The 25,360-nt window shown below is 71.5% G+C and carries 26 protein-coding genes; 13 read left to right on the top strand and 13 right to left on the bottom strand.

Annotation, left to right across the window (positions count from 1 at the left end; all coding sequences use genetic code 11):
* Nucleotides 1-92 precede the first annotated feature (92 nt).
* The 3 genes from ASG28_RS04095 (at nucleotide 93) to ASG28_RS04085 (ending at nucleotide 5,035) form a co-directional block, all read left to right on the top strand.
* Nucleotides 93-3,572, top strand: coding sequence for a DNA polymerase III subunit alpha (locus tag ASG28_RS04095; RefSeq protein ID WP_055972300.1), 3,480 nt, complete (start codon nucleotides 93-95; stop codon nucleotides 3,570-3,572).
* 93 nt (nucleotides 3,573-3,665) lie between these two features.
* Nucleotides 3,666-4,688, top strand: coding sequence for a glutathione S-transferase family protein (locus ASG28_RS04090; RefSeq protein ID WP_055972297.1), 1,023 nt, complete (start codon nucleotides 3,666-3,668; stop codon nucleotides 4,686-4,688).
* An 11-nt stretch (nucleotides 4,689-4,699) separates the two neighbouring features.
* Nucleotides 4,700-5,035 carry a TraR/DksA family transcriptional regulator gene (locus ASG28_RS04085; RefSeq protein WP_055972294.1) on the top strand — a complete coding sequence of 112 codons (336 nt, stop codon included), beginning with the start codon at nucleotides 4,700-4,702 and terminating at the stop codon, nucleotides 5,033-5,035.
* Nucleotides 5,036-5,137: 102 nt separating this feature from the next.
* Here the strand turns inward: ASG28_RS04085 and ASG28_RS04080 are convergent, their stop codons facing one another.
* Nucleotides 5,138-5,854 carry a TetR/AcrR family transcriptional regulator gene (locus ASG28_RS04080; RefSeq protein WP_055972291.1) on the bottom strand — a complete coding sequence of 239 codons (717 nt, stop codon included), beginning with the start codon at nucleotides 5,852-5,854 and terminating at the stop codon, nucleotides 5,138-5,140.
* A gap of 124 nt (nucleotides 5,855-5,978) precedes the next feature.
* On the opposite strand from ASG28_RS04080, the gene ASG28_RS04075 reads away from it, so the two are divergent.
* The 4 genes from ASG28_RS04075 (at nucleotide 5,979) to ASG28_RS04060 (ending at nucleotide 10,624) form a co-directional block, all read left to right on the top strand.
* Nucleotides 5,979-6,902: an NAD-dependent epimerase/dehydratase family protein gene (locus tag ASG28_RS04075; RefSeq protein WP_055972289.1), complete on the top strand. Its 924-nt coding sequence runs from the start codon at nucleotides 5,979-5,981 to the stop codon at nucleotides 6,900-6,902.
* Between the two features lie 231 nt (nucleotides 6,903-7,133).
* Complete coding sequence (locus ASG28_RS04070; RefSeq protein WP_055972287.1) at nucleotides 7,134-8,375, top strand: GAF domain-containing protein; 1,242 nt, start codon at nucleotides 7,134-7,136, stop codon at nucleotides 8,373-8,375.
* A gap of 201 nt (nucleotides 8,376-8,576) precedes the next feature.
* Nucleotides 8,577-10,118: an acetaldehyde dehydrogenase ExaC gene (exaC, locus tag ASG28_RS04065; RefSeq protein WP_055972284.1), complete on the top strand. Its 1,542-nt coding sequence runs from the start codon at nucleotides 8,577-8,579 to the stop codon at nucleotides 10,116-10,118.
* Nucleotides 10,118-10,624 (top strand): DUF779 domain-containing protein, encoded by a 507-nt coding sequence (locus ASG28_RS04060; RefSeq protein WP_082454348.1) that lies wholly within the window; start codon nucleotides 10,118-10,120, stop codon nucleotides 10,622-10,624. The genes exaC and ASG28_RS04060 overlap by 1 nt, the downstream gene beginning before the upstream one ends.
* Nucleotides 10,625-10,646: 22 nt before the next feature.
* Here ASG28_RS04060 and ASG28_RS16990 read toward each other — a convergent pair whose 3' ends face one another.
* Nucleotides 10,647-11,288: a hypothetical protein gene (locus ASG28_RS16990; protein ID WP_055972280.1), complete on the bottom strand. Its 642-nt coding sequence runs from the start codon at nucleotides 11,286-11,288 to the stop codon at nucleotides 10,647-10,649.
* An 89-nt stretch (nucleotides 11,289-11,377) separates the two neighbouring features.
* On the opposite strand from ASG28_RS16990, the gene rplU reads away from it, so the two are divergent.
* From rplU to ASG28_RS04035, 4 genes are all read left to right on the top strand, one after another.
* Nucleotides 11,378-11,689, top strand: a complete 312-nt coding sequence (gene rplU, locus ASG28_RS04050) for a 50S ribosomal protein L21 (RefSeq protein ID WP_054144935.1) — start codon at nucleotides 11,378-11,380, stop codon at nucleotides 11,687-11,689.
* A gap of 14 nt (nucleotides 11,690-11,703) precedes the next feature.
* Complete coding sequence (rpmA, locus tag ASG28_RS04045; RefSeq protein WP_043596143.1) at nucleotides 11,704-11,970, top strand: 50S ribosomal protein L27; 267 nt, start codon at nucleotides 11,704-11,706, stop codon at nucleotides 11,968-11,970.
* Nucleotides 11,971-12,093: 123 nt separating this feature from the next.
* A complete protein-coding gene (locus ASG28_RS04040) occupies nucleotides 12,094-13,269 on the top strand; it encodes an alcohol dehydrogenase catalytic domain-containing protein (RefSeq protein ID WP_055972279.1) in 1,176 nt (391 codons plus the stop codon).
* Between the two features lie 231 nt (nucleotides 13,270-13,500).
* Entirely contained in the window at nucleotides 13,501-14,469 is a 969-nt protein-coding gene (locus ASG28_RS04035; protein WP_043596140.1) for a phosphodiesterase, read from the top strand.
* Between the two features lie 651 nt (nucleotides 14,470-15,120).
* Here ASG28_RS04035 and ASG28_RS04030 read toward each other — a convergent pair.
* A complete protein-coding gene (locus tag ASG28_RS04030; RefSeq protein WP_055972276.1) occupies nucleotides 15,121-15,954 on the bottom strand; it encodes an oxygenase MpaB family protein in 834 nt (277 codons plus the stop codon).
* A 38-nt stretch (nucleotides 15,955-15,992) separates the two neighbouring features.
* Between ASG28_RS04030 and ASG28_RS04025 the strand changes: the two genes are divergently transcribed.
* Complete coding sequence (locus ASG28_RS04025) at nucleotides 15,993-16,469, top strand: NUDIX hydrolase (protein WP_055972273.1); 477 nt, start codon at nucleotides 15,993-15,995, stop codon at nucleotides 16,467-16,469.
* A 55-nt stretch (nucleotides 16,470-16,524) separates the two neighbouring features.
* Here the strand turns inward: ASG28_RS04025 and ASG28_RS04020 are convergent, their stop codons facing one another.
* From ASG28_RS04020 to ASG28_RS04000, 5 genes are all read right to left on the bottom strand, one after another.
* On the bottom strand, nucleotides 16,525-18,180 hold the full coding sequence (locus tag ASG28_RS04020) for a stealth family protein (RefSeq protein ID WP_235477848.1): 1,656 nt from the start codon (nucleotides 18,178-18,180) through the stop codon (nucleotides 16,525-16,527).
* Between the two features lie 127 nt (nucleotides 18,181-18,307).
* A complete protein-coding gene (locus ASG28_RS04015; RefSeq protein WP_055972271.1) occupies nucleotides 18,308-18,679 on the bottom strand; it encodes a DUF6804 family protein in 372 nt (123 codons plus the stop codon).
* Nucleotides 18,680-18,682: 3 nt separating this feature from the next.
* The gene (locus tag ASG28_RS04010) at nucleotides 18,683-19,267 is read right to left on the bottom strand and encodes a GDSL-type esterase/lipase family protein (RefSeq protein ID WP_055972268.1); all 585 of its coding nucleotides are present in this window, start codon (nucleotides 19,265-19,267) and stop codon (nucleotides 18,683-18,685) included.
* A gap of 92 nt (nucleotides 19,268-19,359) precedes the next feature.
* Nucleotides 19,360-19,566, bottom strand: a complete 207-nt coding sequence (locus ASG28_RS04005) for a hypothetical protein (RefSeq protein WP_055972265.1) — start codon at nucleotides 19,564-19,566, stop codon at nucleotides 19,360-19,362.
* On the bottom strand, nucleotides 19,563-21,182 hold the full coding sequence (locus tag ASG28_RS04000) for an SDR family oxidoreductase (protein ID WP_082454344.1): 1,620 nt from the start codon (nucleotides 21,180-21,182) through the stop codon (nucleotides 19,563-19,565). Before ASG28_RS04000 ends, ASG28_RS04005 begins: the two co-directional genes overlap by 4 nt.
* A gap of 26 nt (nucleotides 21,183-21,208) precedes the next feature.
* Here ASG28_RS04000 and deoC point away from each other — a divergent pair, with 26 nt between their 5' ends.
* On the top strand, nucleotides 21,209-21,937 hold the full coding sequence (gene deoC / locus ASG28_RS03995; protein WP_055972262.1) for a deoxyribose-phosphate aldolase: 729 nt from the start codon (nucleotides 21,209-21,211) through the stop codon (nucleotides 21,935-21,937).
* Between the two features lie 81 nt (nucleotides 21,938-22,018).
* Here the strand turns inward: deoC and ASG28_RS03990 are convergent, their stop codons facing one another.
* Genes ASG28_RS03990 through ASG28_RS03970 form a run of 5 tightly spaced genes read right to left on the bottom strand, consistent with a single transcriptional unit; the run spans nucleotide 22,019 to nucleotide 25,354 of the window.
* A complete protein-coding gene (locus ASG28_RS03990; protein WP_055972252.1) occupies nucleotides 22,019-22,960 on the bottom strand; it encodes a bifunctional riboflavin kinase/FAD synthetase in 942 nt (313 codons plus the stop codon).
* 5 nt (nucleotides 22,961-22,965) lie between these two features.
* Complete coding sequence (locus ASG28_RS03985; RefSeq protein ID WP_235477533.1) at nucleotides 22,966-23,442, bottom strand: hypothetical protein; 477 nt, start codon at nucleotides 23,440-23,442, stop codon at nucleotides 22,966-22,968.
* Between the two features lie 46 nt (nucleotides 23,443-23,488).
* The gene (locus ASG28_RS03980; RefSeq protein ID WP_043596125.1) at nucleotides 23,489-23,857 is read right to left on the bottom strand and encodes a hypothetical protein; all 369 of its coding nucleotides are present in this window, start codon (nucleotides 23,855-23,857) and stop codon (nucleotides 23,489-23,491) included.
* A complete protein-coding gene (truB, locus tag ASG28_RS03975; protein WP_055972248.1) occupies nucleotides 23,854-24,753 on the bottom strand; it encodes a tRNA pseudouridine(55) synthase TruB in 900 nt (299 codons plus the stop codon). Before truB ends, ASG28_RS03980 begins: the two co-directional genes overlap by 4 nt.
* Nucleotides 24,754-24,799: 46 nt before the next feature.
* Nucleotides 24,800-25,354 (bottom strand): hypothetical protein, encoded by a 555-nt coding sequence (locus ASG28_RS03970; RefSeq protein WP_055972245.1) that lies wholly within the window; start codon nucleotides 25,352-25,354, stop codon nucleotides 24,800-24,802.
* Nucleotides 25,355-25,360: the final 6 nt, after the last annotated feature.

Here is a 25,360-nt window from a genome sequence, read left to right as displayed (position 1 = left end):
GGCGGTGGGACGGCACGATCGGAGCGACGTACACTGGTCGAACACCTGTTCGAACGACCCGGCCGGGGGTTCAGCAGCCCGAGGTACCGACCATGAGCTTCACCCACCTGCGCGTCGCGTCGGCGTTCAGCGCCCACCACGGCACGGCGCACCCGAAGGCGCTCGTCGACGCCGCCGTCGCGGCGGGTGCCGACGCGGCGGCGATCACCGACCGTGACGGGCTGTACGGGGCGATCCGGCACGTCGGGGCCTGCCGGACGGCGGGCGTCGACCCGATCGTCGGGGTCGAGCTGGGCTGCCGGGACGACCGCGAGGGGGTCGTGGGCGGTGGTGCGGACGGCGGGGGTCCCGACGGAGCCGGCGGGGGTCCCGACGGAGCCGGCGGGGTCGACCGCATCGTGGTGCTGGCGCACGGGGCGCGGGGCGGCGGGCCGGCGAAGGCGGGGTGGGCGGCGCTGTGTCGGCTGATCAGCGCGTCGCACGGTCGGGCCACCCGTCGTGCCAGCGGCAGTGCCAACAGCGTGGCGACCATCGCCCGGTCCCGGGTGCGGGGCTTCGTCCAGGGCGAGACCGAGCCGGCGGCGACCGTGCTGCTGGGGCCCGACTCCGACGTGGGACGGCTGGTCCAGGCGGGGCGACACACCGAGGCCGCGGCGTCACTCGCCGACTGGGCGGCGACGCTGCCGGGCGGCGTGGTGGTCGAGGTGGTCTGCCATCTGACCGAGCCGGGTGAGAGCCGCAGCATCCGGCACGCGGCACGCATGCTCGAGCTCGCGGACCACGTCGGGGTGCCGGCCGTGCTCACGAACGCCGTGCGGTACCTCGATCCCGACGAGGCCGTCACGGCCGACGTGCTCGACTCCGCCGGCCACCTGGCCGCGCTCGGCTCGTTCCGGCCGCAGCCGAACGCCCAGGCGTACCTCAAGGGCCCCGCCGACATGCGCCGGCTGGCCCGTCTGGTGAGCGACGCCTCGTCGTTGCCCCGCAGCGCCGGCGACGAGATGCTCGCCGCGACCGAGCGCCTGGCCGACCGGTGCCGCCTCGACCCCGTCGCCGACCTCGGCTGGGGCCGCCCGAAGGTGCCCGAGCTCAGTGCGATCGGCGTCGACGGCGACCCCGACCAGGCGCTGTTCCGGCAGGCCCAGGCCGGTGTCACCGAACGCTTCGGCGACGCCGACCGGGCCCTGCGCGACAAGGTCGAAGACCGCATGCGCTACGAGCTCGGCATCATCACCGGGTTCGGCTTCGCCGGGTACTTCCTCACCGTGGCCGACGTCTCGGCGCTGATGCGCGACCTGCGGGTGCGCAACGCGGCGCGGGGTTCCGGTGCCGGCAGCCTCGTCACCTACCTGCTGCGCATCTCGAACGTCGACCCGATCGAGCACGACCTGCTGTTCGAGAGGTTCCTCGGCAACAAGCGCGAGACCCTGCCCGACATCGACATCGACGTCGAGGCGGCCCGGCGGCACGAGGTCTACCGGGCGATCTTCGACCGGTACGGCAGCAACCGGGTCACGCTCATGTCGATGCAGTCGACGTACCGCGGGCGCGGTGCGGTGCGTGACGCCGGTCTCGCACTGGGGCTCGACGACGAGCAGATCGACCTCGTGGCCAAGAACGTCTGGCGGTCGAACGCCCGCGACCTGCGCACCGCGATGGCCGAGAAACCCGAAATGCGCGAGATCGCCGAGCTGGCCCGCAGCAACGACCAGATCGACCTGCTCGTCGACCTCAGCGAACGGCTCGACCGTCTGCCCCGACACATCTCGATGCACCCGTGCGGGGTGATCCTCGGCGACTCCGACCTGCTCAGCACGACCCCCGTCCAGCCGAGCGGCATCGGCCTGCCGATGAGCCAGTTCGACAAGTACGACATGAACGACGCCGGCCTGCTCAAGCTCGACGTCCTCGGCGTCCGCATGCAGAGCTCGCTCGCCTACGCCCTCGACGAGATCGAGCGCGTGAACGGCCCGCGTGCCGCCCTGGCCGGTGCCCTGCCGGTCGACGTGCCCTACGTGAACCGTCAGGGTCGCATCGAGCTCGACGAGATCCCCCACGACGACGAACCCACCTTCGAGGCGATCCGCACCACGCACACGCTCGGCATGTTCCAGATCGAGAGCCCCGGGCAGCGCGAGCTGATCGGCAAGATGCAGCCCGACCGCTACGAAGACCTGATCGCCGACATCTCGCTGTTCCGCCCCGGCCCGATGAAGGGCAACATGATCGCGCCGTTCCTCGACACCAAGCACGGGTTCCAGCAGCCCGACTACCTGCACCCGAGCTTCGCGTCGTTCCTCGACGACAGCTACGGGGTGGTCATCTACCACGAGCACGTGCTGCGCATCCTCGAGGCGACGATGCAGGTGTCGCTCGCCGAGGCCGACGAGATCCGACGGCACATGGGCAAGGGCGACGACGACGCGCTCGAGGCCACCTTCCGCGAGCGCACCCGGGGCAACCTCGACCCCGCGACCGGGCGGCGACGCTTCGACGACGCCGCGGTCGACCGGATCTGGGCCGCGCTCAAGGGGTTCGGGTCGTTCGGTTTCTGCAAGGCCCACGGGGCCGCGTTCGCCCTGCCGACCTACCAGAGCGCCTGGCTGAAGACCCACTACCCGGCCGAGTTCCTGGCCGGCATCCTCACCCACGATCCCGGCATGTACCCGAAACGGCTGCTGCTGACCGAGGCGCGACGCATGGGCGTCCCCGTGCTGCCGCTCGACGTCAACGCCTCGACCGACGTCTACCGGGTCGAGCGCCTGCGACCGCCGGCGACCCCGATCGCGCCGACCCGCGTGGGCGACCTCGGGCTGCGGCTGTCGCTCGCCGACGTGCACGGAATCAGCGACGCCGAGCTGGCCCGGGTGGTCGTGAACCGTCCCTACGACTCGATCACCGACTTCTGGCAGCGGGCGACGCCGTCCCGGTCGCTGTTCGAGCGCCTGGCGCAGGTCGGAGCACTCGACTCGGTCGCCGGGCCCGGCCGCACCCGCGGCGACGTCCTGGCCCGGGTGCGGGCGCTCACCGGCCGGTCGTCGCGCCCCAAGGCGACCGACGTCGAGAACCAGCTCGACTTCTCGATCGACGACTCCGACACGGTGCCGACCGGCACGCCCGACGTCGACGCCCGGCAGCGGGTCGCCGACGAGCTCGACATCCTGTCGATGGAGGTCAGCGAGCACGTGATCGAGAGCTACCGGCCCATGCTCGACGACCTGGGCGTGGTGCGCGCCGCCGACCTGCGCGACCACTGGAACGGCACGACCGTGCTCGTGGCGGGCATCCGCATCGCGACCCAGACCCCGCCGATGCGCAGCGGCAAGCGCGTGGTCTTCATCAGCCTCGACGACGGGAGCGGCTGCTCCGACTCCACCTTCTTCGAGGAGGCGCAGGCCCGCGCCGGCTCCCTGCTGTTCGGCACGCAGCTGATGGTGATCCAGGGGCGCACGCGTCGCACCGGCGAGCGCGGCATCTCGCTCGAGGCCGAGAACGCGTGGGACCTCAAGGCGATGTGGCGCGACTGGAACGCGACCCGCGCCTCCTCGTCCCTGGCCGTCGGCAATTCCTGACCCCTGTCGCCACCCCGCCCGCCGGGCCCACCGATCGCCCGCACGCGTCGCAGCAGCCAGGAATTGCCGACGCCGCGTGCGTAGGGTGGCGCCATGAGCGATCAGCAGGCCAAGGGAAGCTACGTCGAGCCGGGCCAGGAGTACACCCGCGACACCAACTACATCGAGGACCGCATCACCCGCGACGCCGTCGACGGTTGGCCGGTCGAGTCCGGCCGCTACCGCCTCGTGGCCGCCCGGGCGTGCCCGTGGGCGAACCGCAGCGTCATCTCGCGACGCCTGCTGGGGCTCGAGGACGCGATCTCGCTCGGCCTGCCCGGCCCCACGCACGACGCCCGCAGCTGGACCTTCGACCTCGACCCCGACGGTCGTGACCCCGTCCTCGGCATCGAGCGCCTCCAAGAGGCGTTCTTCGCCCGCACCCCCGACTACCCGCGCGGCATCACCGTGCCGGCGGTCGTCGACGTGCCGAGCGGCAAGGTCGTCACGAACGACTTCCCGCAGATCACGCTCGACTTCGCGACCGAGTGGACAGAGTTCCACCGCGAGGGCGCCCCCGACCTCTACCCCGAGGCCCTGCGCGGCGAGATCGACGAGGTGAACGCCGTGGTCTTCCGCGACGTGAACAACGGCGTCTACCGTGCCGGTTTCGCGGGGTCGCAGAAGAGCTACGAGCGGGCCTACCGCACCCTGTTCCAGCGCCTCGACTGGTTGTCCGAGCGTCTCGCCGGGCAGCGGTACCTGGTCGGTGACACCATCACCGAGGCCGACATCCGACTGTTCACGACGCTCGCCCGGTTCGACGCGGTCTACCACGGGCACTTCAAGTGCAACCGGAACAAGCTGGCCGAGATGCCGGTGCTCTGGGCCTACGCCCGTGACCTGTTCCAGACCCCCGGGTTCGGCGACACGATCGACTTCGACCAGATCAAGGCGCACTACTACGTCGTGCACTCCGACATCAACCCGACGGGCATCGTCCCGGTCGGGCCGGACGCCTCGGGCTGGCTCACCGAGCACGGGCGCGAGCAGCTCGGCGGCCGTCCGTTCGGCGACGGGACTCCCCCGGCACCGCCTCGTGCGGGCGAAGAGGTGCCGCCGCTCGTCGCGGCCTGAGGCGCCGCCGCATGCTCGATCCCTCCGACCGGTTGCGCGTCACACGCGACGAGGCGCAGGCGCTGGCCGCGCGACTGCTCGGAGACATGGAGGCGGTGGCCACGGCCCGCGAGGGAGCCAACGTCGACGACGAGCACGACCCCGAGGGATCGACGATCGCCTACGAGCGATCGCAGCTCGACGCCGTCCGACGGTCGGCCCTCGATCGTGCCGCCGATGCCGAGGCCGCCCTGGCCCGGCTCGCCCACGGCACCTTCGGCCGCTGCGAGCGCTGCTCGGCGCGGATCGGCGAAGCCCGGCTCGAGGCGCGACCCACCGCCCGGCTCTGCATCGACTGCGCGAGCTGACCCGCGCCTCCTGCCGTCGACGCCTTTCCTGCCGCGAACGGCGCGTCCCGCCGCGAACGGCGCGTCCTGCCGCGAACGGCGCGTCCTGCCGTCGCCGGGGCGTCAGCCCCAGATCCGCGCGATCTGCTCGTCGAGGAAGGTCTCGAACCAGGCGTCGCGATCGGTGACGACGTTGGTGAGGTGCCCGAAGAGTTCGAAGCTGAGGTGCCCGTAGAGGGAGGTCCAGGCGGTGATGCCCGCGGCCAGCACACCGGGGGCGACCGATGCCCCCAGACCCTGGGCGAGCTGCGCGAACTCGTCGGCCAGGCCGGCCCGCACCGGCATCGCCCGCAGCGAGGCTCCGCTAGCCGCCGCGTCGTCGACCGCCCCGAGCAACAGCAGACCCACCGCGATCGCCGGTTCGACGGTGTCGACCGGGGCCGCGTACCCGGGGACGGGCGACCCGTAGAGCAGTGCGTAGCGGTGCGGGTCGGCGATCGCCCAGCGGCGGGTCGCGCGGGCCGTGGCACGGAACCGCTCCTGGTGGTCGGCGCGGTCGACCGCCTGCTCGGCCTGTCGGGCGGCCTCGGCGAGGTCGACGTAGGCGTCGGTGATCAGGCGGGTCAGCAGGGCGTCGCGGCTCGGGAAGTACCGGTAGATCGCCGACGAGGCCATGCCCAGGTCGCGCGCGACGGCGCGCACCGACAGGGCGGCCGCGCCCACCTCGGCCAACTGCCGGTGGGCCGAGGCGAGGGCGCGTTCGACGATCTCGGTCCGTGCCCGCTCGCGGACGCCGCCGGTGGGCCGGGCGCGGTCGCCGTCCCCTGCGTTCGTGGTCATGCCCCGATCTTGTAGCCCGAGAGCACGGGACACAAATGAGAGCACTGCTCTTGCGCATGGAACGCCTTCACCGTACAGTGATATGCGAGAGCACCGCTCTCGTCAGCCGTCCCCAGGAGGACCCATGCCCACCCATCTCGTCGTCGGAGCCGGAGCCATCGGCACCCCCCTCGTCCGCCGCCTCGCCGAGCGCGGCGACACCGTGCGCGTCGCCACCCGCCGCGGCACCGAGGTCGCCGGTGCCGCCGCGCTCACGCTCGACGCGAAGGACGCCGCCGCCCTGACGAGCGCGGCCGACGGCGCCGACACGATCGTCGTCTGCTCGAACCCGCCCTACCCCGCCTGGGGCACGGAGTGGCCGGCCCTCACCACGGCCCTGATCGAGACGGCCGCCACCACGGGGGCGGGCATCGTGCTGATGGGGAACCTCTACGGCCACGGGCCGGTGTCCGAGCCGATGACCGAGCACACGCCCCTCGCCTCCACCGAGAAGAAGGGCAGGGTGCGCGCCGACAGCTGGCAACGCCTCCTGGCCGCGGCCGACCGGGGCGTCCGGGCCGTCGAGGTGCGCGCGAGCGACTACTTCGGGCCGGGCGCCGGGCGGAATGCCCACCTCGGCAGCGACTTCTTCGGCCCGCTCGTCGCGGGCCGCACCGCCCACGCGGTCGGCGACGTGACCCAGCCGCACGCCTGGGCGTACCTGCCCGACGTCGTCTCGACCCTCGTGGCGGCGATCGACCACGACGAGTGGGGTCGCGCCTGGCTCACACCGCACGCCACCCACGCCTCCCGGGTCGAGATCGCCGAGGAGGCGCGGCGCCGGTACGGCCTGACCGGTCGCGTCCGACCGTGGAACCCGCTGCTGTGGGCCGGCCTGACCCGCACGGTGCCGTTCCTCCGCGAGGTGAGGGCGATGCAGTACCAGTTCGACTCGCCCTTCGTCGTGGACTCGTCCGAGAGCGAACGCCTGCTCGGCATCGAACCGACCCCGTGGCCCGAGGCGCTGGACGCGACGATCGGGGCCACCCGCGACGCCACGCGTCGGTAAGTCCTGCCTCCTGTCGCCCGCGGTGACGGACAGCCCGGGTACACGGGGGGCGCCTCGCGCCGCCGCGACGGCACGCAGGATTTGCCGACGGTTCGACCGGTCCCGTGAGGTCACAGCAGACCCCCACGCGGCGCCCTTCCCCGGGGCCGCGCGCCGTCGTACGCTGACAGCACCCCGGCGACGACGCCGCACGACGGCCGCCTCGCCCCGATCGACGACGATTGGTGCTCGATGCCCCTGACCGCGAGCCGTCCGCCCCGCGACGTCGGGCCGCAGCGCCGGGTGGTGCGCGAGTCGTGGGACCGCGCCTCCCGACGCCGGCTCGATCCCGACGGCCTGCCCCGGCTCGAGCTGCCCGAGGACGACCTCGACGACCGGCGCCGCGACCACCCGTTGGCACCGGCCCTCCCCGTGGTGCGCCGTCTGCTGGTGGACGACGTCTCTGGCTCGGGACTGCTCGTCGCGATCGGCGACGAGCACGGGCGCCTGCTCTGGGTCGAGGGCGACCACACGGCCCGCCGCCGCGCCGAGGACATGCTCTTCGTCGCCGGCGCCGGCTGGTCGGAGGCGCGGGTCGGCACCTCGGCCCCGGGCACGGCCCTCGTGCTCGACCGGGGCGTGCAGATCCGTGGTGACGAACACTGGAACCACCGCGTGCGGGCCTGGAGCTGCACGGCCGTGCCGGTCCACGACCCCGTCGACGGGCGCCTGATCGGCGTCGTCGACATCACGGGCGACGAGCGGGCGGCCGGCTCGCTGACGCTGCCCCTGGTCACGGCGACGGTCGCGGCCGTGGAGGCGCATCTCGCACTCCTGGGGTTCGCCGCGGTCGGTCGCGCCCCGACCCGCACCGCGCGGCACCCGGTCCGCCCCGGGCCCGACTCCCCCGCCGGCCTGACGACCCTCGGTCGCGACGAGGCGGTCCTCACGGTCGGGGACGGCCGGATCGCGCTGGGTGCGCGGCACTCCGAGATCATGGCCCTGCTCGCCCACCGCCCCGCCGGCTACACCGCCCACGAGCTGGCCGACGCGGTCTACGGCGACGTCGACGCGGTGTCCACCCTGCGGCCCGAGATGGTCCGCCTCCGCCACGTCGTCGAGGCCCTCGACCCGACGCTGGTCCCCTTGTCGCGCCCGTACCGACTGCCCCGCCCGGTGACGCTCGACCTCGACACGCTCGTCGGGCTCGTCGACCGCGGCGCCCACCGCGCGGCTGTGCGGGCCGACACGGGCCCGGCCCTCCCCTCGTCCACGGCACCCGGCGTCGTCGCCCTCCGGGCCGAGGTCGCCGCGACCGTCCGGGACGCGCTCCTCACCGGAGGCTCGATCGACACCCTGCTGTCGTACTCCGAGTCGACCACGGGCCGCGACGACGTCCGCGTCCTGCTCGAGCTGCTGCGTCGACTGCCCCCGGGATCGCCCCGACGGACGCACCTCGTCACGCACCTCGAGGCCCTCGAGAACCGGGACTGACGCGCCCTCGCGCCCCGCGCCTCCGGAACCCCACAGCCCTGGAACCCCGCACCTCCGGTTCACCTAGGCCCCGGAACCCGGCGGCCGCGCCCGCCCGCGGGCCGTGACGCGCAACCCGATGCAACCTCCCCCGACGTAGCCTGCCGCCACCGGCGGGCGACCCCCGCCGCCGACCCGACACCGTCGTCGAAAGGGACCGTCATGACCGTCACCACTCCTCCGAACACCTACGCCGCCCCGGGACAGCCCGACGCGAAGGTGGTCTTCAAGTCCCGCTACGACCACTTCATCGGCGGCGAGTACGTGGCCCCGGCGAGCGGGCAGTACTTCGAGAACCCGAGCCCCGTGAACGGCAAGGTCTTCACCGAGGTCGCCCGGGGCAACGCGGCCGACGTCGACCGGGCCGTCGAAGCCGCGTGGCGGGCCTTCGACTCGTGGAAGAAGACCACGATCGCCCAGCGCGCGCTGATCCTCAACAGGATCGCCGACGTCATGGAGGCGAACCTCGAGATGCTCGCCGTCGCCGAGACCTGGGACAACGGCAAGCCGATCCGCGAGGCCCTCGCCGCGGACGTGCCGCTCGCGATCGACCACTTCCGCTACTTCGCCGGGGCCATCCGGGCGCAAGAAGGGTCCACCGGTGAGATCGACGCCGACACCGTCGCCTACCACTTCCACGAACCGCTCGGCGTGGTCGGTCAGATCATCCCGTGGAACTTCCCGCTGCTGATGGCCGTGTGGAAGCTCGCTCCCGCCCTCGCCGCCGGCAACTGCGTCGTCCTGAAGCCGGCCGAGCAGACCCCCGCGTCCATCCACGTCTTCATGGACCTCATCAAGGACCTCCTGCCCGCCGGCGTCCTCAACATCGTCAACGGCTTCGGCGTCGAGGCCGGCGCTCCCTTGGCGAGCCACCCGAACATCCGCAAGATCGCGTTCACGGGCGAGACCACGACCGGGCGCCTGATCATGCAGATGGCCAGCGAGAACCTGATCCCGGTCACGCTCGAGCTCGGCGGCAAGAGCCCGAACGTCTTCTTCGCCGACGTCGCCGACGAACGCGACGACTTCTACGACAAGGCGCTCGAGGGCTTCTCGTTCTTCAACCTCAACTCGGGCGAGGTCTGCACCTGCCCGAGCCGGGCGCTCGTGCAGCAGTCGATCTACGACCAGTTCACCGCCGACGGCGTCGAGCGTGTCAAGAAGGTGAAGCAGGGCAACCCGCTCTCGATGGACACGATGATCGGCGCCCAGGCGTCGAACGACCAGCTCGAGAAGATCCTCAGCTACATGGACATCGGCAAGCAGGAAGGCGCGAAGCTTCTGCTCGGCGGCGACCGTGCCGACCTCGGCGGCGACCTGACCGAGGGCTACTACGTCAACCCGACGATCTTCGAGGGCCGCAACTCGATGCGCATCTTCCAGGAGGAGATCTTCGGCCCCGTCCTGTCCCTGACGAGCTTCAGCGACTACGACGACGCCATCAAGATCGCCAACGACACCCTCTACGGCCTCGGCGCCGGGGTCTGGAGCCGCAACGGCGCGCAGCTCTACCGGGCCGGCCGCGACATCCAGGCCGGTCGCGTCTGGTCGAACACGTACCACCAGTACCCGGCCGGGGCGGCGTTCGGCGGATACAAGCAGTCCGGCATCGGTCGCGAGAACCACAAGATGATGCTCGACCACTACCAGCAGACGAAGAACCTGCTGGTCAGCTACGCGGACGGTCCGATGGGCTTCTTCTGATGACGCCCGAGCAGACGGCCGCTGCGCCGCCGGCATCAGCAGCGTCAGGCGAGGAGGCGCGGGTCGGCGAGGTCACGCCGGCCCCCGCCTCCGGGGCGGTCGCCTCCACCCCCTCCCGGGTCGACGTCTCACCGGAGGCAGCGACCTTCCTCGTCGCCCTGACGGCCCAGCACGGCCCGCTGATGTTCCACCAGTCGGGAGGCTGCTGCGACGGCTCGTCGCCGATGTGCTACCCCGTGGGGTTCTTCCGGGTGGGGGCCGTCGACGTCCACCTCGGCGACCTGCACGTCGACGGGATCGACCCCGTCGAGGTCTACATGTCGCGCAGCCAGTTCGAGTACTGGAAGTACACCCACCTCACCATCGACGTCGTCCCCGGCCGCGGGGCCGGGTTCTCGGTCGAGAGTCCTGAAGGGAAGCGCTTCCTGATCCGGTCGCGCATGCTCACAGACGACGAGCTGCGGGCGTTCGGACTCCACGAGGCGGTGGCCGTCGCCCCGGACTGATCGAGCGACGCCGCCGGAGGGGTCAGTCGGTCGGCGGGTGGGGCAGGGCGTAGACGCCGTGCCCCACCCGTTCGACCACGCCCTGGCGGGCGAGGACGCTCAGCGTCGACAGCACGCTGCTGCGCCGGTAGTCCGGCAGGGCGGCGACGATCTCGGTCGTTCGGCGGGCGCCGGCCCGCAGCACCTCGGGCACGCGGTCGGCCAGCGAGTCGCCGACGGGCGTGGCCGCCGGGGCGACGTCCGTCGGGTCGCCGGCCCGCGCCTCCTGGTCGTACTCGGCCCGGGCCTGGTCGAGGCCCTCGGCCGAGACGCGGGTGGTCGCCCCGTCGGCGCCGGACGCGTGCGCGTACGGAGCGAGCGTGAGCGACCGGCCGACCCGGGCGTACACGGCCGACGCGCTCGTGCCCTGGTGCTCGGCGATCTCGGGGTACGACGCGCCGCCCAGCAGCAGCACCGCCTCGCCCTCGAGGCCGAGCCACTGGCCGAGGCTCGCGATCTCCCAGCCGGCCGCCGTCACGGCCGAGCCCCAGACCTCGATGTCGTCGGCGTGGTCGGTGGTGAGCGTCTTCAGGTCGTCGAGCAGGTCGAGCAGGCGTTCGCGGGCGTCATCGACGATCTCGGCCGTGAACTGCGGCGGGCGGCGAAGTTTGATCGGTCGTGACATTTGTGAAAGACTATCCAAGTTGTCCTCGTGGCACCACGACGTCGTCCGGCAGTCCGGGCGTCACATCCCCCACTTTTTTTGGAGTTCCCATGGCTTTCGCAATCGTGCGCGCCGGTGGCCGTCAGGAGAAGGTCGAGGTCGGCACGATCCTGACCGTCGACCGCCTCAAGGCCGCGACCGCCGACACCGTCTCGTTCGTCCCCGTCCTGCACGTCGACGGCGACACCATCCTGTCGGGCGACGACCTGGCGAAGGTCACGGTCGAGGGCGAGGTCCTGAACGACCTGCGCGGCCCCAAGATCGTCATCCAGAACTACAAGAACAAGACCGGTTACAAGCGTCGCATGGGCTTCCGTGCCGACCTGACCCGCGTCAAGATCACCTCGATCACCACCAACTAAGGGGCTGACAACACATGGCACACAAAAAGGGCGCATCGTCCACCCGCAACGGTCGTGACTCGAACGCACAGCGCCTCGGCGTGAAGCGCTTCGGCGGCCAGGTCGTCCTCGCCGGCGAGATCATCGTCCGCCAGCGCGGCACCCACTTCCACCCGGGCGTCAACGTCGGCCGCGGCGGCGACGACACCCTCTTCGCCCTCGCCCCCGGCTCGGTCGAGTTCGGCAACAAGGGCGGCCGCAAGGTCGTCAACATCGTCGCCTCCGCGACGGCTGTCGCCTAGGCGACACCACACGCAGCATCCGCCTCGGGGCGGTCGGGCCCAGGCCCGGCCGCCCCGAGGCTTTTCCGTGCCCCCGTACCCCTCGTTCAGGAGGCACGGCACCGAGGGGCGTAGACGGGACACATGAAGGCACTCACGTACCAGTCCGTCACCAACGTCTCCGTCGAAGACGTCCCCGACCCCACGATCATCGAACCCGGCGACGCGGTCATCAAGGTCACCTCGGCGGCCATCTGCGGAAGCGACCTGCATCTCTACGACGCGCTCGGCGCGTTCCTCGACAAGGGTGACGTGCTCGGCCACGAGACCATGGGCGTCGTCACCCAGGTCGGCCCCGACGTCAGCCGCATCAAGGTCGGCGACCGCGTCGTCGTCCCGTTCGTCATCGCCTGCGGCCACTGCTTCATGTGCGACCGCGGACTCTTCTCGCAGTGCGAGACCACCCAGGTCACCGAGTACGACTCGGGCGCCACCCTCTACGGCTTCAGCAAGCTCTACGGCCAGGTCCCCGGTGGCCAGGCCGAGCAGCTCCGCATCTCGCGTGCCGACTTCAACCTCGTCAAGGTCGGGGCCGACCTGCCCGACGAGCGTTACCTGTTCCTCAGCGACATCCTGCCGACCGCGTGGCAGGGCGTCGAGTACGCCCAGGTGCCCGAGGGCGGCACCCTGGTCGTGCTGGGCCTCGGCCCGGTCGGCCAGTTCGCCTCGCGCATCGGAAAGTACCGCGGCTACCGCGTCATCGGCATCGACCCGGTGCCGGAGCGTCGTGCCATGGCCGAGCGCCACGGCATCGAGGTCCTCGACCTGACGAAGGACGTCGCCGACGTCGTCAAGGGCATGACCGACGACCGTGGTCCCGACTCCGTCGTGGACGCCGTCGGCATGGAGGCCCACGAGCACGCCGGCATCGGCCTCGTGCAGAAGTTCGCCGCCGCCCTGCCCGACACGATCGGCCAGGCCGTCATGCAGAAGGCCGGCATCGACAGCCTGGGTGCCATGCACCTCGCCTTCGAGATCGTCCGCCGCGGCGGCACCGTCTCGCTCAGCGGGGTCTACGGCGGCACCGCCGACCCCACGCCCTTCCTCACGCTGTTCGACAAGCAGATCACCATCAAGATGGGCCAGTGCAACGTCCAGAAGTGGATGGACACGCTGATGCCGCTCGTCGAGGACCCGACCGACCCGCTCGGCACCGAGGACCTCGTCACCCACCCGGTGCCGCTCTCCGAGGCCGCGGCCATGTACGACGTCTTCAAGAACAAGGAGGACGGCTGCATCAAGGTCGTCCTCAAGCCCTGACGCCTCGGACCGTTCGCTGCGCCGACGACGCGACCCCCGCCTCCTGGGGGTCGCGTCGTCCCGTGCGCCGGGCTAGCGTCGTCGCTCGGGAATGCGGTCCGTTCGTCGACCGTTCACCGAAACGCGCGCGCACGTTCACCCCACTCATGGCAAACGGGTGATGGACTGGTGACGAATCAACAACGAGGGTCTCGTTCCGAGCCCGCGTCGGCGACATCGATTGAGAGAACCATGGATCTCCGGACGGCCGAACACCCCAGGCCGAACCACTTCATCCTGCACCTCAGCGACACGCACCTCGTCGGCGGTGACCGCGACCTCTACGGTGCGGTCGACAGCGAGGCCCGACTGCGTCAGATCATGGACGAGATCGAGGCGTCCGACGGGCGACCCGAGGCCATCGTCTTCACCGGCGACCTCGCCGACAAGGGCGAGCCCGACGCGTACCGCAAGCTCCGCGCCCTGATCGAGCCCGTGGCCGAGCGGCTCGGCGCCCAGGTGATCTGGGCCATGGGCAACCACGACGACCGCAGCGCGTTCCGGTCCGAGCTCTTCGGTCAGCTGCCCTCGCAGCGACCGGTCGATCTCGTCTACGACGTGAACGGCCTGCGCGTCATCACCCTCGACACGACCGTGCCGGGCCACCACTTCGGCCGACTGTCCGGTGACCAGCTCGACTGGCTGGCCGAAGAGCTCTCGACCGACGCCCCCGACGGCACCATCATCGCCATGCACCACCCGCCGGTGCCGAGCGTGCAAGACCTGACGGCGCTCGTCGAGCTGCGCGACCAGGCGGCACTGGCCGAGGTGATCGAGGGCAGCGACGTCCGCTCGATCATCGCCGGACACCTGCACTACTCGACCAACGCCACCTTCGCGGGCGTGCCCGTCTCGGTCGCGTCGGCCACCTGCTACACACAAGACCTGAACGTGGCCGGCGGCGGCACCCGCGGCCGCGACGGCGCGCAGGCGTTCAACCTGGTGCACGTCTACGAGGGCACGGTCGTGCACTCCGTCGTGCCGATCGGCACCTACGAGACCGTGGGCGAGTACGTCCCCGCCGACGTGGTGGCCGAACGGCTGGCCGTCGCCGGCGTGCGCATCGCCCCGGCCGCCCCTCGCCACCGGGCGACCGACACGGCCCCGGTGCCCGTCGTGCCGCGCGACCTCACCTTGACGGGGCCGATCGACACTCTCTGAGGGGCGGGTCCTCATGGCACCGCCCCGGCCCTGCCGCGCTGCACTCGCCCGCTGGGTCGGCCCCGCCTGCCGTCCAGGTGCCACACGCCGCCCAGGTGCCGCCTGCCGCGGCCGGCTTCGCGCACGGTCGGCAATTCCTGCCTCCTGCTGCGCGCGACCTCCTGCGCCGCTTTCCATGGCCCGTCGTGCGGCACAGGGCAGGAGTTGCCGACCCACTCGGTGCAGCCGACCCCGCTCGTCAGGTGCAGCCACGCCGACGACGATCGACCGCCCCGGTCGCGGCCCGCTCGTGTCGGCAATTCCTGCCCCCTGCTGCGGGCGCCACCTCGTCCCGCCTGACATGGCCCGTCGTGCGGCACAGGGCAGGAGTTGCCGCCCCCCGCTCGGTGCCGTCGACCCACGGCCGTCCCGGTGCAGTCAGGCCGACGAGGACCGACCGACCCGAACACGGCCCGATCGAGTCGGCAATTCCTGCTTCACGTCGCTCGAACGACGCCGACACGCCCCTGCCTGCGATCGCCGTGCCAGGAGGCAGGAGTTGCCGACAAGGGACGAAGACACCGTGACAGGAGTCAGGAATTGCCGACAAGGGATGAGAACCCCGTGACTGGAGGTGGGAGCTGCCGCCCCGGGCCCCGGCGACGGGTCGGCTCAGCCGCGGGAGGGCGTGCGCGCCTCGGCCGCCATCGCCGAACGCAGCCGCCGAAGGTACCCGTCACGGAGCACATGACGGAGGCGCGGGGGCAGATGCGGCACCACGACGGCCGTGACGAGCATCACCCGGTCGTAGCGACGCTGGGCGCCGGTCGACCACGGGAGCCCGAAGTCGTCTCGGACGCTGCGCGGCAGGGACCCCGCGGTGACGAGCCGCGCGAGCGGCATCACCGCTCTCAGCCACCACGGCCCCGTCGTCGGGTGCAACAGCTCGTGCGCGACCCGACGGGTGACGTCGTCCACCATGAGATGTTCGACGGCGTCGTCCCAGTACCGCCGGAACGATGCCACGTCGGCCGGCCACAGCTCTCGCGGCATCTGCAGCGACGTGCCCACGAGGGCGTAGTCCTGGTAGACGGTCTCGGCGTGGGCCGGGTCGATCGGCCCGTGCACCCGCTCGAACAACTGCAGGGCCGAGTCGTAGAGGGTCGCCGCGACCCAGAGCTGCATCCCGGGGTCGAACGCGTCGTACCGCACCGACGAGGACTCGCCGTCGTGCACCGGACGGTGCGCCCGACCGACGACCCGGCGGACGTGGGCCACCTCGGACGGGGTGCCGAAGACGATGGAGTAGAGGTACGTCATCGTGCCGTGCAGCCGCGACAACGGACGCTCGACGAAGTCGCTGTGCTCCGCGACGCCGTGCCCCACCCCGGGGTTCGCCAGTTGCAGCAGGATCGCCCTGCCACCACCGGCCAACAGCACCGACTCCCCCGCCATGTCGGAGATGCGCCGCACGTCCGAGCCGTGAAGGGTCCAGGGCAGTCGCATGCGGTCAGCCTACGGCGGGCCGTCGATAGGGTGCTGACATGGCCACTCCCGACTTCGTCCTGTCCCTTCGCGAGAAGATCGGCACGGCACCGCTGTGGCTGGCCGGCGTGACCGCGGTGGTCGTCCGCGGTGACGAGACGCTGCTGGTGCGCCGAGCCGACACCGGCGCCTGGACTCCGGTGACGGGCATCGTCGACCCGGGCGAGCACCCTGCCGACGCCGCCGTCCGCGAGACGCTCGAGGAAGCCGACCTCCACGTCGTTCCCCAGCGGCTGGCGTCGATCGGGGTGACCGGCGAGGTCGTCTACCCGAACGGCGACCGCGCCCAGTACCTCGACCACACCTTCGTCATGCGCTACGTCTCGGGCGAGCCCTCCCCCGCGGACGGCGAGAACACCGACGCCCGGTGGTTCCGGCTGGACGACCTGCCGACGATGGGTGCCGACATGCTCGGTCGTCTCGACGCAGCCCTCTCGGGCGAGCAGGCGGCCCGCTTCGGCACGTCGACGGCCTGACGGACGGCACGAGCGGCACCGACTCCACGGGCCGCGCCTGCGGGCACGACCTGCGTCAGTCCGAGCCCTCGAGCCCCCGGTTCGACGACGATCCGGTCGCCTCGCCCGACTGAGCCGCCTCGGCACCCAGCGCCCGCCGGTCTTGCTCGGCGTTCTCGAGGGCGACGCGCTGCATCTCGTCCTTCTCCCACGGCGCGGGGAACGGGTAGTACCGCTCGAGGAAGTCCGTGACCGTGGCGGTCCGTTCTTCGTCGGTGACCTCGGGGAAGCTGCCGTCGTTGAGGCAGAAGAAGTCGAACGCGCGTTTCTTCAGCACCTCGGACAACGACGCCAGCCCCGACACCATCGTGGTGTCGATGTAGCTGACCTTCGCGTTCTCTTGCACGATCGCGCGGCCCGTCATCAGCGAGTAGTAGTGGTAGAGCGAGTTCGTGACCGAGATGTTCTCCTTCGCGCGGAAGGGGCTGCCGGCCGTGGCGGCGAACTCGTCGGCGAACTCGTGCTCCATCTCGAACAGGACGCTGCGGCGCAACGGCGCGGCGGTGTGCTCGAGGTGGCGGGTGAGCACGCGCCCGAAGCGCTGCTGCAGAAGCCGTCGGTTGACCCGGGCGGCGTTCTCGAACCCGCTGCGGTCGATGTTGTTGTGCCCGAGGCCGATGCGCGTGTCGGCCTCGATGAACTTCGTGACGGAGCCCGGCGAGAAGAACATGCTCGGCGCGACGGGTCGCCCGAAGAACATGTCGTCGTTCGAGTACAGGAAGTGCTCGCTGAGCCCCTCGATGTGGTGCAGCTGCGACTCGACGGCCTGTGAGTTGTGCGTCGGCAGCATCGAGAGGTCGCTGAAGAACTCCTCGCTGCGCACGACGCGCACACGGGGGTGCTCGCCCAGCCACTCGGGCACGGGCGAGTCGGTCGCGATGTAGATGTTGCGGACCCACGGCGCGAACATGTAGACCGACCGCAGGGCGTACTTGAGCTCGTCGATCTGACGGAACCGGGCCGCCGAGTCGTCGCCCTCGCCGACCACGTGGCGCTTGGCCTGCGCTGCCCGGGCGCGCTGGTACTCGATCGAGTTGCCGTCGACCCATGAGAAGACGATGTCGATGTCGAAGGTGATGTCGGTGGCGTGGTCGTCGAACATGTGCTCGAGGGTGGGCCACTCGATGCCGTACCGCTCGACGGTCTCTTCGACGGCCTCGGCACGGGGCAGTTCGGTGCGCATCAGCGCGTTCTCGGTCGGGGCGAGGATCTCGTCGTCGGTGATGATCCAGAACTCGACCTGCACGGCCGTGCCCGCACCGTAACGGAGGCGGCCGATGGGCTCGACCCGGGGCCGGTAGACGCGGAAGACGCGCTCGGTCTCGAGCTCGAGCCCACCCTCGACGACGAGGGACGCCTGACCCTTGCGGGGCTTGGCGTAGAAGGGCTCGGTGGCCGAGGCCGCGATCATGGCGGCGGTGAAGCGGTCACGGTGCACCGTGTCGACGGCGATCACGGGGCGGATGTCGTTGCCCCGCACGAGCAGGAAGGGCACCTGGGCGGCGTCGAGCACCCGACGGATGTAGAGGAGGTCCTCGATCATCGACTGCTGGGGCGTGAGGTGACCGTTCAGGAGCGTGAACTGGCCCTTGCGGACCACGACGTCCTCTCGGTCGAGACCACCGGCTCGGTGACGAGGGGTCAGCAGAGGGCTCTCGGACGTGCCGACCATCTCTGACGTACCGGGGATCTCCGTGGCCATGCAGACTCAACCTTCCGTGCGGGCCTCGGGCGGGCGGACGCACCCTCGGCATTTTACGGGGTCGGAGGCACCCCGGAGGATCCGCTGCCCTCGACGGTCAGCGGCGACCCCGGACCGAGGCGGACTTCGTGGTCGTCGCGGCCTCGGTCGGCACCTTCACGAGCACCCCGACCGCGATCATGAGCGCGGCGGCCACGAACTGCAGGCCCTGCCAGAGCTCGGCCGGGAGGGGCACGACGAACACCGGGTTCCAGAGGACGGCGACGGCGGCGAGCAACGGCAGCGCCCACCAGAGCCGACCTCGGTAGGCGAACACGAGGACGATCAGGGCGAAGATCGACACGACGTACCGGAACACGGTGAAGACGTCGGAGTCGAGCAATGCGGTCCCGGCGAGCAGCGCGATGGCCGCGATCAAGCCGGGTGCCAGGGCCGGACGCGTGAACGCGGGGGCGGTGGGGGTGGGCACCGCCTACTCGATGTCGTAGGCGACGTCGAGCACGCTGATCGGGCGGCTCATCGGCGGTTCGTCGCGAAGGCGCTCGAGGGCGGGCTGCAGCTCGCCCAACCAGGCCTGGTAGCCGGCCTCGGTGAGGTGGACGTGGTCGGCGGCGAACTCGGGTCGCAGGGCGTCACCCGACTCGTCGGCGAGTGCGGGCCAGAGGTCGAGCCACTGCGCCCGGACGGTCGACGAGAACTGGCGGAGGTGCCGGTTGGCGTCCTTGAGGCGGGGTGCGAACTCCGCCCCCCGCGGCGCGATCGACTGCAACAGCAGACGCGTGCCCGGCAGTTCGCGGCGCATGGCCACCATGAGGTTCTCGATGCCGCGCACCACCTGTTCGACCGAGCGTCGCGCGGTGAAGTCGTTGGTGCCGATCATCAGCACCACCGAGTCGGGGTTCGCGGCCACGACGTCGTGGAGCCGTTCGGTCAGGCCGGCGACCGTGTCGCCCCCGACACCCAGGTTGACGACCTGCTCGTCGGGCAGCCAGGCCGCCCAGTCGCCGTTCTCGGTCAAGCTGTCGCCGACGAAGGCGACGGTCTCTCGTTGTGTCATCACGACCTCCTGGTGGTCTGCTGAAGTGCCCCCATCGTGCCATCACCCGCTGGGAGCCGCGAACCGGCGCGCTCGTGCCCGCCGCCCGCACCTCACTGACGGAAGCGCCGCGGCCTCTTCGACCACACGCGGTCGAGCGCGTGGCGGACGCGCGGCAGCAGCACGACGAACGACGACACGACGACGAGCACCCCGAACAGCACCCCCAGCCACAGGGGCACCGGCGACATCGCGTCGTCACCCGACGGGTACAACGGCGTCGTCGACGACATCAGGACGAGGAGGCGCGGGTCGGTCACGCGACGGCCGTCGCGTCGGTCGTCGCCCCGCCCGCAGCACCGGCCGCTCGGTCGCCGGCTGCCCGACCGGCCGCCTCCCGCTCGGCCGCCTCTCGCTCGGCCGTCGCGGTGATGCGCCGCAGCATGCCCGAGAAGATGACGCCGTGGAACGGCAGGATCGCGAACCAGTAGAGCCGTCCACCGAGCCCCTGGGGGAAGAAGACCGCGCGTTGGCGGTAGTGCGAGCCGCCCTCGGGACGCGGCTCGACCGTGAGTTCCAGCCACGCGCCTCCCGGGACCTTCATCTCGGCCCGCAACCGCAGCAGGTGACCGCGTTCGAGCTTCTCGACCCGCCACCAGTCGAGGGCGTCGCCGGCGCGCAGGCTCGTCGCGCTGCGGCGGCCGCGCCGGAGTCCCACTCCCCCGACCATGCGGTCCATCCAGCCGCGGGCCGACCAGGCCAGCGGGAACGAGTACCACCCGTTCTCGCCGCCGATGCTCTCGAGCACCTTCCAGAGCTCGGCCGGTGGCGCACTCGTGTCGGTCTGGCGGTCGTCCGTGTAGACGGTGTGCCCGGACCAGTCGGGGTCGCTCGGCAGCAGGTCGCTCGGCGCCCCCGCGACCGACGAGTCCTGCCAGCTGGTCTCGACGTCGCCGTCCTGCTCGCGCTGCAGGGCGAGGCGCACGGCCCGGCGGTAGGGCAACAGTCCCTCGGCGGGCGGGGGCACCACGGCGTCGATGTCGTGCTCGCGCACGACGCAGTCGTACTGCAGGGACGCGATGATCGGGACGGCGAGGGCGCGGGGCACGGGCGTGACGAGGTTGACCCACTGCGAGGCGAGCCACGGCGTGAAGACGGGCAGGGACGCGATCGGACGTTGCTTGAGGCCGGCCTCGAGCGCGTAGCCGTTCATCATCTGCCCGTAGCGCAGCACGTCGGGGCCGCCGATGTCGAAGGTGCGGTTGACGTCGTCGGGCACGTCGGCCGCGCCGAGCAGGTAGTGGAGGACGTCGCGGACGGCGATCGGCTGGATGAAGTTGCGCACCCACTTCGGCGCCGGCATGTAGGGCAGCACGTCCGTGAGGTGACGAACCATCTCGAACGAGGCGCTGCCCGAGCCGATGACGACGCCGGCCTGCAGGGCGACGGTCGGGACGCCGCTCGCCAACAACACGTCGCCGACGTCCTTGCGCGACTGCAGGTGCTTCGACAGGTCGCCCTCGGGGTGCAGTCCGCCGAGGTAGACGATGCGGCGGACGCCCGCGTCACGCGCGGCGTCGGCGACGGTGTGCGCCGCATCGGCCTCGGCGCGCTCGAAGTCGCCTCTGCCACCCATCGCGTGGGCGAGGTAGTAGACGACGTCGACGCCCTCCATGGCGGGACGAACCGTCTCGGGGTCGGTCAGGTCGCCCTGGACGACCTCGACGTCGCCCGACCAGGGCACGTCGCGCAGCTTCTCGGGCGAGCGGACGAGCACCCGCACGTCCGCCCCGGCGGCCACGAGCCGCGGCGTCAACCGCCCGCCGATGTACCCGGTCGCCCCGGTCACCAACACCCGGCGGGAGGCCACGGCGTGGTCGGTGTCGCTGGTGACGGGGGTGCTCGACGGCACGCCGTCGGGAGTGTTCGCAGACATGGGCCCAAGCTACGCTGGACCCCATCATGACTACCCAGCAGCTCCCCACCGTCTCCGCCGTCGCCGGCATGATCGACCACGCGATCCTCAAGCCCGAACTCACCCGCGCCGAGGTCGACGCCGCCCTCGACGACGCCGCCGCGAACCACGTCTTCAGCGTCTGCGTGCGCCCCTCCGACATCGCCCACGCCGTCGAGCGCCTCGAGGGCACCGGCGTGCTGGTCGGCACCGTCATCGGCTTCCCGCACGGCACGACCTCGACGGCCGCGAAGGCCGCCGAGTCGCGTCAGGCGATCGCCGACGGCGCCGCCGAACTCGACATGGTCGTCAACATCGGCTGGCTGCGCAGCGGCATGACCGACGAGGTCGAGTCCGACGTGCGCGGCGTCGTCGAGGCGGCCGGCGACACGATCGTCAAGGTCATCCTCGAGACGGCCTACCTCGACGACGACCAGATCGTCGCGGGCTCGAAGGCCGCCGAGCGCGCCGGGGCCGCCTTCGTCAAGACGTCCACCGGTTTCGCGGGCGGCGGCGCGACGCTCCCCCACCTGCGCCTGATGCGCGAAGCCGTCTCCGACTCCGTCCAGGTGAAGGCCTCGGGCGGCGTGCGCGGCCTCGACACGGTGCTCGAGATGCTCGACCTCGGCGTCACGCGCTTCGGCACGAGCGCCAGCGGCACGATCCTCGCCGACCTGGCCCACCGCCTCGAGACTGGCCGCGCCTCGGGCGCGGGCGACGACGCCACGTCGTACTGACGAATCGAGGAGGCGCGGGTGACGTCGACGACGTGACCCGCGCCTCCTCGAGGCGGTCCCGTCTGTCGGGCCCACGGGGTCTCAGGCGGTCGGCAGCCCCAGGATCTCGCGTGTGCGGACGACGTCGGCACGGATGTGCGCGATCAGGGCCTCGAGCCCGTCGAAGCGCACGTTGCCCCGTACCCAGTCGACGAAGTGGACGGTGACCTCGATCCCGTAGAGGTCGAGTGAGACGTCGAGCAGGTGCGCCTCGACCTGCTTGGCCGGCACCCCCTCGAAGGTCGGGTTGTTGCCGACCGACACCGCCGCCGGGTAGAGCGTGTCACCGACCATCACGCGGGCGGCGTAGACGCCGTCGGCGGGGACGAAGCCCTCGCTGTCGCGGGCCAGGTTGGCCGTCGGGAAGCCCAGCTCACGGCCGCGCTGTTCTCCGTGCACGACGATGCCGCGCACCGACGGCTCGCGCCCGAGCAGGACGCCGGCCTCGCGGACGTCGCCGGCGTCCATCAGTTCACGGATCCAGGTCGAGGACGCCCGACGGCCACCGCTCGGTCGCACGTCGTCGATCGAGACGACCCGGAACCCGCGGGAGGCACCGAGTTCGCGCAGGGTGTCGACGGTGCCACTGCCCCGTACGCCGAAACGGAAGTCGTCGCCGACGAACACGACCCGGGCGTGCAGGGCCCCGACCAGGATGCGGTCGACGAACTCGTCGGGCGTCAGCGCCCGCAGCTCGGCGTCGAAGGTGAGCATGAGGGTGGCGGCGACACCGGCCTCGTCGAGCAGCTCGCGCTTCTGCCGGTTGCTCACGAGGGCCGTGGGCACGTCGTCGGGTCGCAGCACCGCCAACGGGTGCCGGTCGAAGGTGACCACGGTGGACACGAGACCCTCGTCGCGCGCCACCCCCTCGAGCATGTCGATCACGGCGCGGTGCCCGACGTGGACTCCGTCGAATTTGCCGATGGTGACGGCGCTCGGCCCGAAGTCGGGCGGCACGTCGCCGACCAGGTCGTAGAACTGCACGCGCGCTACCTCGTCGTGCCCGGGTCGCGAGGAGACCCGCCGGCCCCCGCACCCTCGGCACCGGTGCCACCCGCGGCCCGGGTCGCGCGCCCCTGCCGCCGAAGCCACAGGATGCCGAGCACGGGCAGGACGAGCGGCACGAAGCCGTACCCGCGCCCGAAGAACGACCACACGGTGTCGTGCGGGAAGAGTTCGGGGTCGAGCACGGTCACGAGACCGATGATCAGGACGCCGACGAGCTCGAAGCTGATGGTCGCCCAGGCCACGGCGTACCAGCCCTGGCCCGGCGCGACGAGGGCCACGGTGGCGACGATGTAGACGACGGCCGACAACGCGCTCAGGGTGTAGGCCAGCGGCGCCTCGGAGAACTGGGTCGTGATCTGGAAGACCGACCGACCGGTGGCGGCGAGGGCGAGGAGGGCGTACACGGCGATGAGGACCCGGCCGAGGCCGACCGCGCGCGTTGACTTCTGAGTGACCATCCCGTCAAGGATAGGACTCCGACGGGCCCGCCGCCGACCGGGTGTGTCAGAGGCCCTGGACGGTCCAGATCTGGAACATGCGATAGACCATCACGGCGATCGCGAACGACGAGGTGGCCAGCACGAGGTTGCTCCACCGGGTCCGGTCGACGAGCGCCCAGACGGTCGCGAGCGGCGGCAGCAGGATGGCCGAGACGAGGTAGATGTAGAACTCGACGAGGTTGCCCGTCGGCGCGTTGCCGACGAACGGGGCCACGATCGCGACGACGAGCTGCACGAGCAAGAGCAGCAACACGACGGCCCCCGTGCCGACGGTGATGTCGTCGGGCTGACGCTTCGCGAAACAGGCGACCACGCAGACGATGCCCGCCACCACCGCCACCACGACCTGGACCCAGGTGAACCATTCGATCATTCCTGCACCTCGTCGGTCGGGAAGTTCACGATGGGCTTCGCGGCGCCGGCCCGCACCGAGACCAGGCCCGCGAGCCTGCCCGTGGGCGTGACGGCGGCGACCGGCCCGAGGGTGTCGTCGAGTTCGACGGCCACGCGCTTGCCGTGCCCGAGGTCGACGGCCTCGGCCGCGGTCATGGACCACTCCGGGAAGAGCGTCCGGGCGACGTCGACGGGAGGCAGCAGCGCCGGGGCGACGTCGATGCCCTCGAGGACGGAGGCGCGGCTCACGTCGAACGGCCCGACCCGCGTCCGACGCAGCGCGGTCAGGTGTCCCCCGACGCCGAGGTCGGCCCCGAGGTCGCGGGCGAGAGCCCGGACGTAGGTGCCGGAGGAGCACGAGACCCGCACGTCGAGGTCACGCACGGGCACCCCGTCGACGAGCGCGTCGCGTCGGTCGAGCACCGTGAACTCGGCGATCGTCACGTCGCGGGCCTTCAGCTCGACCTCGACCCCGGCGCGGGCGAGATCGTAGGCGCGACGGCCGTCGACCTTGATCGCGCTCACCGTGGTGGGCACCTGGCTGATCGGACCGGTCAGCCGGGCGATGCCGGCGTCGATCGCGTCGTCGGTGACGTCGACCGCCGAGGTCGTCGAGACGACCTCGCCGTCGCTGTCGTCGCTCGTCGTGGACACGCCGAGACGGATGGTCGCGTCATAGCCCTTGTCGAGGCCGACCAGGAAGGTCAGGAGGCGCGTCGACGAGTTCAGGCCGAGCACCAGCAGTCCCGTGGCCAGCGGGTCGAGCGTGCCGGCGTGGCCGACCTTCCGCGTGCCCGCGGCCTTGCGCACGCGCGAGACGACGTCGTGGCTGGTGATGCCCTGCGGCTTGTCGACGAGGAGGAGGCCGCTGTTCACCCGACGACGTTAGCGCAGCCGGACCGCGACGAGGCCGGGGACGCGCTCAGCACGCGTCGTCGAAGCGTCGACGGGGGTGCTCGCGGTCGGAGTTGTCGACGACAGCCGAGGCCCTGGCTCGGGCGTCGAGTCGCGAATCGTCGGCCGTGACCCAGACGCGGTAGTGCCACAGCCCCGCGAGGCCGGGGCGGGCGAGGTCGGTGCCGTCGACGAGCAGGACCGCGTCGGCCGGACCGGTGACCCAGGCGGACTCGACGGCACGGTCGGCGTCGGCGTCCCAGGCCCGATCGACCCATCCCGTGCTGCCGCCGAGCAGGAACGGCTCGACGAGCACGCGGCGGAACAGGCTCTGGTCCAGGACGGGAGAGGAGTCGCGCGGAGCCCCGCCGGGACGCTTCTCGAAGCCGTCGAGCGAGGCGCGGAACGCCGCGTGCCCCTGCTCGCGGAAGGCCTCGAGGAGGTCGTCGGCGAGATCGGCCGCACCCGCGCCTCCGTCGCTGTCGATCGCGACGAGCACGCGGCCGCGCCCGTAGTTGTGGACGATCTCGGTGGCGAGTTCGCGCAGCGTGTCTTTCTTGGCAGGGGCCCATCGGGTGGTCATGTCGCC

Source organism: Frigoribacterium sp. Leaf415 (assembly GCF_001424645.1).
In the GTDB taxonomy this organism is placed as follows: Bacteria; Actinomycetota; Actinomycetes; order Actinomycetales; family Microbacteriaceae; genus Frigoribacterium.
This window is presented reverse-complemented; position numbering and strand designations above follow the sequence as displayed.